The sequence below is a fragment of the Paractinoplanes lichenicola genome, assembly GCF_016785085.1.
GTDB classification, from domain to species: domain Bacteria; phylum Actinomycetota; class Actinomycetes; order Mycobacteriales; family Micromonosporaceae; genus Actinoplanes; species Actinoplanes lichenicola.
On record NZ_JAENHO010000007.1, the window covers coordinates 552,187 to 564,706 of the forward strand.

12 protein-coding genes are annotated in these 12,520 nt (G+C 70.0%); 3 read left to right on the forward strand and 9 right to left on the reverse strand.

The features are described from left to right. Positions 1 to 8 precede the first annotated feature (8 nt). Positions 9 to 323: a hypothetical protein gene (locus JKJ07_RS26970; RefSeq protein ID WP_202994556.1), complete on the forward strand. Its 315-nt coding sequence runs from the start codon at positions 9 to 11 to the stop codon at positions 321 to 323. Positions 324 to 664: 341 nt separating this feature from the next. Here the strand turns inward: JKJ07_RS26970 and JKJ07_RS26975 are convergent, their stop codons facing one another. The 3 genes from JKJ07_RS26975 to JKJ07_RS26985 form a co-directional block, all read right to left on the reverse strand. Next, positions 665 to 1,414 (reverse strand): DUF6082 family protein, encoded by a 750-nt coding sequence (locus tag JKJ07_RS26975; RefSeq protein ID WP_202994557.1) that lies wholly within the window; start codon positions 1,412 to 1,414, stop codon positions 665 to 667. Between the two features lie 125 nt (positions 1,415 to 1,539). Continuing rightward, positions 1,540 to 3,339 (reverse strand): glycoside hydrolase family 15 protein, encoded by a 1,800-nt coding sequence (locus JKJ07_RS26980; RefSeq protein WP_202994558.1) that lies wholly within the window; start codon positions 3,337 to 3,339, stop codon positions 1,540 to 1,542. Positions 3,340 to 3,513: 174 nt separating this feature from the next. Further along, entirely contained in the window at positions 3,514 to 4,248 is a 735-nt protein-coding gene (locus JKJ07_RS26985; protein WP_202994559.1) for an SDR family oxidoreductase, read from the reverse strand. 40 nt (positions 4,249 to 4,288) lie between these two features. On the opposite strand from JKJ07_RS26985, the gene JKJ07_RS26990 reads away from it, so the two are divergent. Continuing rightward, positions 4,289 to 5,257 (forward strand): AraC family transcriptional regulator, encoded by a 969-nt coding sequence (locus JKJ07_RS26990; RefSeq protein ID WP_202994560.1) that lies wholly within the window; start codon positions 4,289 to 4,291, stop codon positions 5,255 to 5,257. A 28-nt stretch (positions 5,258 to 5,285) separates the two neighbouring features. Here the strand turns inward: JKJ07_RS26990 and JKJ07_RS26995 are convergent, their stop codons facing one another. Together JKJ07_RS26995 and JKJ07_RS27000 are read right to left on the reverse strand one after the other, a co-directional pair. Further along, positions 5,286 to 5,849: a DUF2087 domain-containing protein gene (locus JKJ07_RS26995; RefSeq protein ID WP_202994561.1), complete on the reverse strand. Its 564-nt coding sequence runs from the start codon at positions 5,847 to 5,849 to the stop codon at positions 5,286 to 5,288. 42 nt (positions 5,850 to 5,891) lie between these two features. Beyond that, positions 5,892 to 8,102 (reverse strand): glycoside hydrolase family 9 protein, encoded by a 2,211-nt coding sequence (locus JKJ07_RS27000; RefSeq protein WP_202994562.1) that lies wholly within the window; start codon positions 8,100 to 8,102, stop codon positions 5,892 to 5,894. A gap of 68 nt (positions 8,103 to 8,170) precedes the next feature. Between JKJ07_RS27000 and JKJ07_RS27005 the strand changes: the two genes are divergently transcribed. Next, positions 8,171 to 8,608, forward strand: a complete 438-nt coding sequence (locus tag JKJ07_RS27005; protein ID WP_307834423.1) for a ribosomal maturation YjgA family protein — start codon at positions 8,171 to 8,173, stop codon at positions 8,606 to 8,608. Here JKJ07_RS27005 and JKJ07_RS27010 read toward each other — a convergent pair. The 4 genes from JKJ07_RS27010 to JKJ07_RS27025 all read right to left on the reverse strand — a co-directional run bounded on the left by JKJ07_RS27010 (position 8,603) and on the right by JKJ07_RS27025 (position 12,426). After that, positions 8,603 to 9,670, reverse strand: coding sequence for a tail fiber domain-containing protein (locus tag JKJ07_RS27010; protein WP_202994564.1), 1,068 nt, complete (start codon positions 9,668 to 9,670; stop codon positions 8,603 to 8,605). The genes JKJ07_RS27005 and JKJ07_RS27010 overlap by 6 nt on opposite strands. Before the next feature lie 88 nt (positions 9,671 to 9,758). Further along, entirely contained in the window at positions 9,759 to 10,796 is a 1,038-nt protein-coding gene (locus JKJ07_RS27015) for an MSMEG_0565 family glycosyltransferase (RefSeq protein WP_202994565.1), read from the reverse strand. Beyond that, complete coding sequence (locus JKJ07_RS27020) at positions 10,793 to 11,611, reverse strand: carbon-nitrogen hydrolase family protein (RefSeq protein ID WP_236029883.1); 819 nt, start codon at positions 11,609 to 11,611, stop codon at positions 10,793 to 10,795. The genes JKJ07_RS27015 and JKJ07_RS27020 overlap by 4 nt, the downstream gene beginning before the upstream one ends. Beyond that, entirely contained in the window at positions 11,611 to 12,426 is an 816-nt protein-coding gene (locus JKJ07_RS27025; protein WP_307834424.1) for a carbon-nitrogen hydrolase family protein, read from the reverse strand. The genes JKJ07_RS27020 and JKJ07_RS27025 overlap by 1 nt, the downstream gene beginning before the upstream one ends. Between the last annotated feature and the right edge of the window lie 94 nt (positions 12,427 to 12,520).

The window sequence follows — 12,520 nt, forward strand, 5'->3', positions numbered from 1 at the left end:
GAGTCGCTATGGACAGCGTCGTCATCGCGACCGGCCGGTGGCTCTACGACGGCACCGCTCCGATGACAGTGCGCATCGTCCGGCTCGACTACGACTTCTGGTACGCCGTCGGCGAGGCGAACGGCGACCTGGACCCCGACGAATCGCCACGGTTGAACGCCGACGGCTACCTGTTCTACGTGCGGCACCGTCCGGGCTGGTCGGACGAAAGCGAGCACTTCTGGCCCGACTCCCAAGGCTTCGCCACGCTGGAGGAGGCGATCGCAGCCGCGGAGTCAGCGGTTCCTACCGCCGTGACGTGGCGCCGCCACGATCAAGGCTGACGCGAGGACGCGACGCAGAGCCCGGCCGGCCTCAGCGCCGCGCGGGCCGCATACGGGGCTGAATACCCGTTGAGCCGTTGCCGACTCGGTCATCGGAGGCATACACCGCAAGCGTCAGCGTAGCCCTTCAGTCGCCCGAGCCTCGGTAGGCGCCAGGGTGGCCCTCAGCGTTCGGGCGGCGTCGATCAGAGGGAGATGACTGAACGCCTGGGGAGTTGCAGACCAGTCGGCCCGCCGCGGTATTGCACTCCTCCGCCAGCGCCCCGACTTCATCGCAAAGCGCGACAGACGGTGACTTGGAGCCGGACGACGCGCGAGTCGAACGCTGATGGGTAACTTTCCTACCTGCGGCACCGTTTCGGCTCGTAAGAGGGCGGCGTGACATTCGCGGCAGCCCGACGACGCCCCAGCCACCAGCCAAGCCCGGTCACCACCGCACCTGCGGTCAAGATGCCAGCCAAAGGCGTAATGGAACGCATTGCATCTCGCGTGGACGACTGCGGGGCCACGTCTTCCTCGGCTTGGGTTTTGCGCCAGAACTCATCAGCCAAGAGTGCAAACTCGCGCATGCCGGCGTCACCGTCGGGCTCGAGCCAGGCAAGTCGGTGATCGTGCCAGAAGTGCCTTATTTCCTCACTGCCGAAGAGGGCCGGGAACACTTCGTTCGTAAGGTTTGCCATCGGCGCCAGGCCAGCTTCGTAGGTCAAATAGGCGTAATGAAACAGCGAAACGATGAACGCCCGCCGCCCTCGATCGGCAGTCGTGTTTCCAAAGTAGTTGATGGCCTCAGCGATATCCGGCCTGTCAACCAGCTTCATCATAAGTTCCCTCTGGACCGAGCGGACGTGGTGCAGACGCGAGAGACGTAACTGCTGGCTCTGGAACAGCAGACCCGCCGCCACGCCGGCGACCGCGAGTGCACTCAGAATTGCTGACGCTGCGCCGTAGGTCTCGCCGATGTCTGCGAGTTCGGACCAAGAAGTTCCGTCTCGGTGCAGCAGCAACCAGAAGAAGAGCGGGGATATGAGAATGACCGCGAGGGCTACTGGGATGACAATCAGCGCTACCAGCCGGGTCTTCCGTGTCCGCATGAATACCCCCGGCCCTAGGTACTACCCAGTGTCGGCGTCAGGGCTTGAACAAGACATGCCCCTAATGGGTAGGCCTACGGGCGCGAGAGCTTCTATCAAACATGAAACGCTCGGTGCGGCTCGGTTCAGCGCAGCCCTTCCGCGACGCGGGCCTCGGTCGGGGCCAGCGCCGCGGTCAAAGTCCGCGCGGTGTCGATCAGTGGGACGTGGCTGAAGGCCTGTGGGAAGTTGCCCACCAGACGCCCAGCTTCGGTGTCGTACTCCTCCGACAGCAGGCCGACGTCGTTGCGTAGGGCGAGCAGGCGTTCGAAGGTTTCGCGGGCCTCGTCGTGGCGGCCCATCAGGGCGTAGTTGTCGGCCAGCCAGAATGTGCATGCCAGGAAAGCGCCCTCCCCCGGCGGCAGCCCGTCCACATCGGTGTCCGGGTGTTGCGTATAGCGTTGCACGAAGCCGTCCACCATCAGCTCGCGCTCGATGGCCGCGACCGTGCCGACCACGCGTTCGTCGTCGGCGGGGAGGAAGCCGACCAGCGGGACCATCAGCAGCGCCGCGTCCAATTCGGAGGAGCCGTAATACTGCGTGAACGTCTTGCGAGAAGCGTCGTAGCCGCGGGAAAGGATCTCGTCGGAGATGGCAGTGCGAAGAGAACGCCAGCGGTCGACCGGGCCGTCCAAGTCGAATTCCTCGACAGCCTTGACCGCGCGGTCCGCCGCGACCCAGGCCATCAACTTCGAGTGGACGAACTGTTGGGGGCCGCCGCGGACTTCCCAGATGCCCTCGTCCGGGTCCTGCCAGTGTTCTTCGACGAATTCCATCAGTTTGCACTGCAGGCCCCATGCCGGGTCGTCGGCTTTGAGGCCCGCGCGGCGGCCCTGGTGCAGGGCGTCCATGACCTCGCCGTAGACGTCGAGCTGGAACTGGCCGGCGGCGGCGTTGCCGATGCGTACGGGGTTGCCGTCGTAGCCGGTCAGCCAGTGCGCGATGTACTCGTCGAGGCGGCGCTCGCCGGCCACGCCGTACATGATCTGGAGTTCTGCGGGGTTGCCGGCGATCGCCCGCAGCAGCCACTTGCGCCACGCCGTGGCCTCGGACTGGAAGCCGCTGAAGAGCAGGGATTGCAGCGTGATCGTGGCGTCGCGGAGCCAGCAGAAGCGGTAGTCCCAGTTGCGGACGCCGCCGAGCTTCTCGGGCAGGCTGGTGGTGGCCGCCGCGACGATGCCGCCCGTGGGGGCGTACGTGAGCGCTTTGAGGGTCAGCAGCGAGCGGACGACCGCGTCCCGCCACTCGCCCTCGTAGGTGCAGGCCGACACCCAGCCGCGCCAGTAGCCCTCGGTCACGCCCAGCTGGTGCACCGGGTCCACGGCGGCGGGCGGGGTCAGATGCGACGGGCGCCAGGTCAGCGTGAACGGCACCTGATCACCCGCGCGCACCGAGAAGTCCGACTGCGTGGACATGTTCTCGCCGTGAGACGAGACGGGCGTCCGCAGCCACACCGCGTCCGGGCCGGCCACCGCCACCAGCGCGCCCTGCTCCTGATAGACCCAGGGCACCACGCTGCCGTAGTCGAAGCGCAGCCGCAGCACCGAGCTCATCTCGACCTCGCCGCGCACCCCCTCGACGATCCGCACGACCGTCGGCGACTCCGTCCGGGGCGGCATGAAGTCGATCACCCGGACGACGCCGCCGTCGGTCTCGAACTCGGTTTCGAGCACCATCGTCTCGTCGCGATACGAACGCTTGGCCACGAAGTCGGCGGAGGGCGCGATCGTCCAATGCCCGTTCTCCTCGTCACCCAGCAGCGACGCGAAGATCGCCCCGGAGTCGAAGCGCGGGACGCAGAGCCAGTCGATCGACCCGTTGCGTCCGACGAGAGCGGAGGTCTGCGTGTCCGCGATGATCGCGTAATCCTCGATCGGCAGCGCCATAACCTCAGTGTTTACCCGCCCGCTCAGGAACAAACCAAGATCCATAACGTACGAATCAGCGGCTGTCACAAGAGCATCGGGGCAGAACCGAGGTCGCCGGCCGGCCCAGGCGGGGCGAACGGCCCGTAGCGCCCGCACGGGATGGTGGTCAGGACGGCCCGGGCGGGCCGCCTGTCACCAGGTGACCGGCCCCGCGTCGTCGAAGAAGGTGCCCGTGGGGCCGTCCGCCGGCAGGGTGGCCGCCCGGACCACGGTCGCGGCGCCCTCGGACGGGTGCTTGACGCCCTGGTGGTCGTTCATGTCGGTGGCGTTGAAGCCGGGGCACACCGAGTTCACCTTGATCGGTGTGCCGGCCAGCTCGACCGCGAGGGCGCCGGTGAGCGCGTTCAGCGCCGTCTTCGACGTGGAGTAGGCGTAGCTCGTCCCGTACGCGCCGAGCGGGTTGCCGGGGGCCACCAGCGTCGTGACCGAACCCATCGTGCTGCTCACGTTGACGATCCGTCCGGCGGCCGCCCGGCGTACGAGGGGAAGGAACGCCTGGGTGACGCGCAGCGCGCCGTAGAGGTTGACGGCCAGGGTGCGTTCGATCGTGTCGAGCCGGATGGTGCTGGGCGCGCCCTCCTCTGCCGCGATGCCGATGCCGGCGTTGTTGACGAGCACGTCGAGCGGACCGGTCTCCACCCCGACCCGGGCGGCCGCCGCCTGGACGCTCGCGTCGTCGGTCACGTCGAGCGCGACGAACCGCACGTCGCCGTCCGCGGCCAGCTCCTTGGCCGCGTTCTCCCCGCGCTGCTGGTCGCGGGCGGCCAGCCAGACCGTGTAACCCTGCTGCGCGAGCTGCCGCGCGGTCTCGAACCCGATTCCCTTGTTGGCGCCGGTGACGAGCGCCGCCTGCTTCGTAGTGGTCATGCACTCGATCTTGCGAGCCGACGGACGTACGATCCATAACGTGTCATCCGAGATTCATTACGCATCGTCCAGCCGGGTGAAGCCGCTGGGGTCGGACGATCCGATCGCCGACGCCGTGGGCCTGCTGCGCCCGCACAGCGTGGTCGAGCCGAGCCTGCACGCGGGCGGGCCGTGGGCCGTCCGGTTCGAGCCGTTTCCGCACGTCAAGATGGGCGGCGTGGTGCGGGGCGAGTGCCGGCTGGTCATCGACGGCAACGAGCCCGTGGTGCTGCGCGAGGGCGACATGTATCTGCTGGTCAACCCGCCATCGCACGAGCTGACCGGCCGCCGGACGGCCGAACCGCAGGCCGCGGAACCGCTGTGGCGCGGCGCCACCGGGGGCGCGGTGCAGATCGGGCCCGCCGAGGAAGACACACACCTCTGCCTCGGCTACTTCCGGCTGGACGACACGAACGCGTCGATGCTGATCGACGTGCTGCCGCGGCTGGTGCACGTGCGGACGTCGGACCCGCGCCACCGGTTCCTGGCCCACGTGAAGGAGATGCTGAGCTCGGAGGTGGAGAGCGACGCCCTGGGCGGCTCCCTGGTGATGAGCCACCTCGCCCAGATCCTGCTCGTTCACATGCTGCGCGCGCACGCCGAGGCCGGCGGCTGCACCGGCTGGCTGGCCGCGCTGGGCGACGACGGCGTCGGTGTCGCGCTGCGGGCCATGCACGCCGACGTCGCCCATCGCTGGACCCTCGGCGAGCTGGCCGGCCTGAGCCGCATGTCGCGTTCGGCGTTCGCGGCCGCGTTCAAGCGCCAGATCGGCGCGGCCCCGATGGACTACCTGATCGAGTGGCGGATGAGCCTGGCCCGTGACGCCCTGCGCCGCAACACCCGGACGATCTCCGAGCTCACCGCCGCGACCGGGTACGAATCCGAGAGCGCCTTCAGCACCGCGTTCCGCCGCGTGGTCGGCTCGTCGCCCCGCCACTACCGCGACGCGTTTCGGGACGCTCCCGGCTAGCGCGTCCGAAGCAAGCCGACTCTGCCCGCTAGCGCTGCCCCGGCACCAGCCGCCCCACCCCGTACGTGGAACCGGCCTGGTCTCTCTCCAACCAGCCCGTCTCGACCAGCATGCGGCGGGCCGCGGCCACGTCGTCGGTCACCTCGGCCAGCCGGTGGTTGATCTCGTGCTCGGTGTGCAGGCCCTCGAGCGCCAGGAAGCGGGACAGCAGCTCCCCCAGCATCGTGTAGCGCTCGCTCATCGTCGGCGGCATCGTCGACAGGCGGCCGTGCGTGAAGTTGCCCCGCAGCTGCGGATAGTCGCCCAGGTAGGACGCGATCGGCTGCACCCGGTCGAGCGCTTGCGCGGCCTCACGCAACTCGCCACCCGACGCGCGATAGACGCCGTTGCCCGTGCCGGTGGCCAGCTCCGCGCCGACCAGCCGGGCCAGGGTCTCACCGGCGGTCTGCACGGGCACGTCGAGGATGTACGCCAGCTCGGCGATCGTCGCGCCTTCCTGACCGCGGTGCACCAGTTCCGCGTACGCCCGGAGACGTAGCGGAGTGGCGAGCTGGCTCAGGATCTCGGCGGCGCGGGCGGCTTCGGCAGACACTCAGTCAACCTAGGCTCACCCGCGCCGTCGACGCGACCCGTTTTACAGGGCCGCCACGTAAGCCGCGATCCACGCCAGCGGCGCGTTCCAGTTGATCGTCAGCTCGTTCGTGGACCAGGACTGGATGTCGTCGATGTAGCAGAACTGGCCGACGCACCCGGTGAGCTTGCTCTGGGCGTACGGGTCCTGGATCGACGAGTTGGCCCCGCCCGCGAGCGTGCCGGCGGGCGGGTTGGGCAGGGCCGGGTCGAGCTGCTTGGCATACCAGCGGCTGTGCTGGTTGTGCGAGTTCACCTCGCCGTAGCCGGTCACGTAGGACATGTTGAGCGCGTTGCGGCCGAAGATGTAGTCGAGCCCGGTCAGCACGCCGTCGCGATACCGGTCGCGGCCGGTCAGCTCGTGCGCGGCCGCGATGACCACCATGTTGTTGAGGATGATGCTGTTCGAGCCCCAGTCCCACATGTTGTTCGCGGGCGCGTACGGAACCCCGTACGGGTGCTGCTTCTGAATCGCCAGGTACTTGTCGGCCCCGGCGATCACCGACGCCTTGACCTGGGCCAGGCCGGGCAGACGGTTCGGCACCAGCGCCAGGTCGAGGCGACCGGCCGCGGCCGTGTTCCCCCAGTCGAAGGCGCCGGCACCGAACACGTCGGCGGTGTGCTCGGGCGACGCGAGCACGTCCGCGGAGTACTGCTTCTCCCCCGTGGTGAGGAACAGCTCCGCGGCCGCCCAGTAGAAGTCGTCGCTCACCTTCGCGTCGTTGTAGGCGCCGCCGCCCACGCCGTCGGACTCCGGGGCGAGCAGGGCCGGGTTGGCCTTGGCGGCGGCGTACGCGGTCCGCGCGGCAGTGAGCGCTTTCTGCGCGAATGCGCGGTCGTGCTTGGCGTAGATGCGCGCGGCCTGCGCGGCGGTGGCGGCCAGGTTGAGCGTGGCCGCCGTGGACACCGGGTGCAGCTCGCGCGGTTGCGGGTCGAGGTGCGGCAGCAGCGGCAGCCCCGTCCAGTTCTGGTCGTGGATCTTGTGGTGGGCCATCCCCGCGTACGGCTTGCCCGCCGGGACCTGCATCTTGAGCAGGAAGTCGAGCTCCCAGCGGACCTCGTTGAGCAGGTCGGGGGTGCCGTTGCCGCTCTCCGGGATGGCCAGGCCGACCTTGCGCAGGCCCGGAGTGCGCTCGTACGCGTTGAGCAGCTCCCACACCGAGATGCCGCCGTTGACGACGTACTTGCCGTGGTCGCCCGCGTCGTACCAGCCGCCGCGCACGTCCAGCTTGTAGTCGCACACGCCGGCCTGGCACGGGACGTCACCGTCACCCTGGTTGGGGGCGACGTCGACGTGCCCGGCCGGGCGGCCGTAGCCGGGGCGCAGGGCCTCGTCGATCGCGATGCCGCTGCGCTGGGTGTAGTAGAACTTCAGGGCGTCGGTGCGCAGTTTCGCGTACGCGTCCGCGTTGATGTCGAAGGGGCGGCTGGTCTCGCCGTCCGCCGTCAGGGTGAATCCTGTGCCCTTCGCTTTCACGGCGCTGAAGTCGATCGTGTGGACGTTCTGGCCGCTCGAGACGTCGACGCCACGCGGCTGCGACCTGCCGTTTCGCAGCGTTTTACCCGATTTGTTCCTCAGCTCCCAGGCGACTGGGGTCGTTTTGTCCGTCACGAGCGTCGCCACCTTGGGGCCCTGCGGAAGATAGGCGACCTGGTTGACCCGCACCCGCGGCCCGGTGTCCGGCTCGTACACCTCGGGCGGCACGCCACCGACGAGCGACACGTTGTCCACGCAGAACCTCCACGGATCCGGGCTGCCGCCGAGCTGGAACGCCACCTGCCCCTGCGCGGTGCTGGTGCTCGCGGTGAACGTCCACTCGTAATGCTGCGTCTCGCCCAGCACGGGCGACTGCTCGAAGTAGGTGTCGTACGGGTCCACCGCCAGCCCGACCACCGCCCGTACGGATCTGGCCGCACTGCCACTGGCGTCGAACGCGAACCGGTAGCTCTCCCCCGCGACCAGGTCGATGTCGTTCTGCCCGACGATCGCGTCCCACTTGTTCGCCGTCCCGCCCGGCACATCGACGCAGCCGCGCCCGTCGTCCAGCGCGAGCGTCATCCCGCCGTTGGCCCAGAACGGATCCGTGCTCGCGTCGAACCCGCCGTTGACCACTTGTTCGACCTCGGCCGCACTGGCCGGCGCGGCCAGCCCCGTCGCGACCAGTACCGCCGCCCCGATCACGGCCACATTGCGGGAGCGCTCCCATAGAGACATGGAGACATATTGATAGCCACCGTGACGCGCTGTCAACGAACCGGACACAAATGCCTATGCTCACAGCCGTGACCCACCAGCGGACCCGCGCCACCGCCCTAGCCGCCGCCGTGCTCTGCCTCGGCCTCGCGTTCGCGGTCCGCCTGCTCGCGAGCAACGCCGGCGTCCTCGACAGCTCCGGCCCGCTGGCCCAGTATTCCGGCACCGCGCTGTACGGCACGCTCATCCTCGCCGGCGTCTACCTGCTCCTCCCGGCGATCCGCCCGCTCACCGCCGGCGCCGCCGCCCTCGGGTTCTGCTGGGCCGTCGAGCTCTTCCAGCTCACCGGCATCCCCGCCGACCTGTCGGCCCGCAGCGTCCTGGCCCGCCTGGCCCTGGGCATCCAGTTCGACCCGGCCGACCTGGCCTGGTACGCCGTGGGCATCATCCCGCCGGTCGTCGTGTTAGCGCTTCGAGCACGCCACCGCGCCCGGACGACGCCGAGCACGGTGGCGCCCCGCCTATGACGCCTCGAGCGCCGTGATCCGGGCCCGCAGCACGGTGACCTCGTCCCGCAGCTCCTGGGCCGCCGCCAGCAGCGTGGCCACCAGCCCGTTGTAGTCGACGCTCTTCATCCGCCGCTCACCGAACTCCTCCACCAGCTCCGGGAAGACCGCCTCGACATCCTGCGCGATCACCCCCACGCCCGGCCGCCCCGTGCGGCTCTCCCCCGTGTCCGGCGTGTCCGCCCAGTCGAAGGCCACCCCCCGTACGCGGTCGAGCCGCTCGAGCACCCCGCGCAGCGGCCGGACGTTCTCCTTCATCCGCAGGTCCGAGAAGCTCGGCGCGTTGACCTGCACCGTCGCCCGCACCTCGGTCGAGGTGACCCGCAACCGCTCGGTCCCGCCGCTGCCGGTGTCGACCCGGATCCGCAGCCCCTCACCCGGGGCCGTGCTCTTCACGTCGATGAACCCGCCCGGGATGGTGCCGTTGACGTTCCCGCCGAACAGCCGCATGCCCGTCTCGCCGTCGTCGGTCCGCCCGCCGAAGTACAGGTTGCCGTCGGCCCCCGCGTCCGCGGTCGGCAGCAGCACGTTGCCCGACCCCAGCGTCAGCCGCTCGCTCGGCGCGTCAGTCCCGATTCCCACGTTCCCGTTGGCCGCCACCCGCACCCGCTCGGTGCCCCCGTTCGCGGTGTCGACCCGGATCCGCAGCCCCTCTCCCTCGTCGTCCGTCTTCACGTCGATGAACCCGCCCGGGATGTTGCCGTTGACGTCCCCGCCGAACAGCCGCAGCCCGTTCTCCCCCCCGTCCGTCCGCCCGCCGAAGTACAGATTCCCGTCCGTACCCGCCTTGGCGTCCGGCAACATCACGTTCCCGGCCCCCAATGTGAGCTGCTGACCAGGATTGCTGGTGGCGATGCCGACCCGCCCCCGCGCACTGCCCGAGGACGCGGTCACCCGCATGACCTCCTCGAGATTCCCCGGCGCCCCGTTCGTGTTGGTCCGAATCACCAGGGCCGCGTTGTTCCTCGTACCGAGGAAGGTGTTGTTCCCGTTGACCTGATTGCCGTCGAGTTCCCAGGACATGGTCTTCTCCCCCTTCGCATGTCTCTCAAGGACTTCGCTACTCCGGTGCGAAGAACGACTCCACGCCTGAGGCCTCGATCCGACAGCCTCAGAGGGATTCGTAGAAGGCCACGTGCCTCAGCGCGGCGGCTTCCCACGTGTGGGTGGCGGCCAGCGTGCGGCCGGCGGCCTGCCGGGCCGGGTCGGGTTCCTTGACGGCTGTGGTCAGGGCCTCGGCCAGGGACGGCGGGTCGGTGCCGTACAGGACGGCGTCGCCGAAGACCTCGCGGAGGACCGGGAGGTCGCGGGCCACCACGGGGACGCCGGCGGCCAGGGCCTCCATCGCGGCCAGGCCGAAGCCCTCCTTCGTGGACGGGAAGGCGAACGCGGCGGCGCCGGCCACCAGGGAGGGCAGGTCGTCGTGGGCGACCGGGCCCAGCACCTCCGGGGTGACCTGCAGGGAGGCGGCGAGGCTGTCCCACTCGGCACGGTAGGCGCGGTAGTCGAACAGGGTCTCGCCGCCCGCGATGACCAGGCGTACGGCGGGGTCGAGCAGGGCGTACGCGCGGAGCAGGTCGAGGGAGCCCTTGCGCGGCTCGATGCCGCCGACCGACAGGACGTACGGGGTCTCGGCCGGCAGCGGGGTGGCGGTGGCGAAACGGTCGTAGGCGACGCCGTTGGGGATGACGGTGGCGGTCAGGCCCCAGCCGTCCCTCAGTTCCGCGGCTACGGCCGACGAGACACAGAGATGCGCGTACGGGCGGACGATCGCTCGCTCGTGACAGGCGACCAGCTCGGGTGTCGTGAACTGGTCGAGGTGGTGCACTGTGCGCACGCAACGGTCCACGGCGTTGGCGCTGATGCAGTCCTGGGCGTGCACGACGTCGTACTCCGAAGGGGTGAAGGCCTCTCTGAGCAGCGTGATCGATCGCTGGATGCGGGGGCCGACCTCCTCACCGGGAACGTCGGGGAACGGGACCAGGGCGAGGCGCACGCGCGGGTCGACGGGGCGGAAGAAGCCGCCGCCGCGGGCGAGGGTCCAGACGGTGACGTCGTGGCCGAGGGCGGCCAGGGCCTCGGCCAGCGCGAGGGTGTGCACGACGCCGCCGCGCGGGCGGGTCGAGTACGTGAGCAGGGCGATCCTCATCGGTACGCCTCGGGGCGCAGCTCGTCGAGGTGGCTCAGCACGCGGCGGGCGGCGGCGATCTCGCGCGCGACGTCCAGCTCGGCGACCGCCAGTCCGGCCTTGGCCCACGTACGGGCGAGGATGTTGCCGCCGGGGCCGACCACCTTGGCCTGGCCGAGGAAGCGCATGCCGCCGGCCGCACCCGTCTGGTTCGACGAGACCACGACGACCTGGTTCTCGGCGGCGCGGGCACAGTCGTACAGGTCGAACAGGCGGGACTGGCGGTCCTGCGACATCTTCGGCGCGGCGTTGGTGATGCTGGCGGGCCAGGCCGACAGGCAGGCGACGATTTGTGCGCCATCTTGCGCGAGGGTGCGCGCCGACTCGGGGAAGGTCTTGTCGTAGTCGATCAGCATGCCGATCCGGCCCACGGGCGTGTCGAACGCCGCGAAAGTGTCCCCGGCCCGGTAGGCGACGCCCTCGGCCGCGGGCAGGTGGACCTTGCGGTGCCGGCCGAGCACGCCGTCGCCGGTCAGGCAGACCGCGGCGTTGTAGCGGTCGTCGCCGTCGGCCTCGCAGAAACCGACACAGACGACCATGTCGCGGGCCGCCGTGGCGAGCTCGTCGAAGATCGGGTCGTCCGGTTTGAGCGCGGGTGGGAACGCGGCCGGGTCGGGGTGGCGCAGGTCGGCCAGGTAGCCGCCGAGCGCCGCGTCGGGCAGCACGAGCAGGCCGGCCCCGGCGGCGCGGGCGTCACCGATCAGCTTGCCGATCCGCCCGAGGTCGTGCCCGAGGTCCCGCCCGAAGTGCGCCGCGGCGGCCGCGATCCTGACCATCAGCGGTACGCGGCCGGTCGGCGATCGCGCAGATGCCCCATGTAGCGCCGCGCGGCGGCGAGCGACCCCTCGACGTCGACGGTTGCGACGGCCACGCCGGGCGCGCAGCCGGTGGTGGCCAGCACGTCCCCGCCCGGGTCGACGATCTTCGCGCTGCACACGAACCGCAACGACCCGAACGTGCCGGCCTGGTTCGCCGACAGCCACACGACCTGGTTCTCGAGCGCGCGGGCCCGGTCGAACAGGTCGAACCGCCGCGTCCACCTGTCCTCGGCCAGGTCGTCGGGTGCGTTCGTACGGGATCCCGGCCAGGCCGAGACGCAGACGATGATCTGGGCGCCGTCCAGGGCGAGCGTGCGCGCCGATTCCGGGAACGCCTTGTCGTAGCAGATCATCAGCCCGACCCGCCCGACCGGAGTGTCGAACGCCGCGAACGACTCCCCCGACGAGTAGCTGGCGTCCTCGCGCAGCGGCTGGTGCACTTTGCGGTGGTTGCCGAGCACCCGCCCGTCGCCGACGCAGACCACGCTGTTGTAGCGGGTGCCGTCGCCGCCGTCCTCGCAGTAGCCCGCGCACACCACCATGTCACCCGCGAGCTCGGTCAGCCGGGCGATCTCCGGCCCGTCGACGCGCAGGGCCGGGGGCAGTTCGGCGTCGCCGTCCAGGTCGGCCAGATAGCCCCCGAGACAGGCCTCGGGCAGAGCCAGCAGCCGTACGCCCTCCGCCCGCGCCGCCGCGACCAGCTTCTCGACGCGCGCGAAGTCCTCGTCGAGATCACGGTCGAACGCCTCCGCGACCGCAGCTACTTTAATCACGCCGTACCTCCCCGTTCTCTCCTGTCCGTTCCTCCCACCGGCGTGCCTTCGCCCGCGGCCCCGTCCGGTCATTTCTCCTCACGCCGCCGCCCTC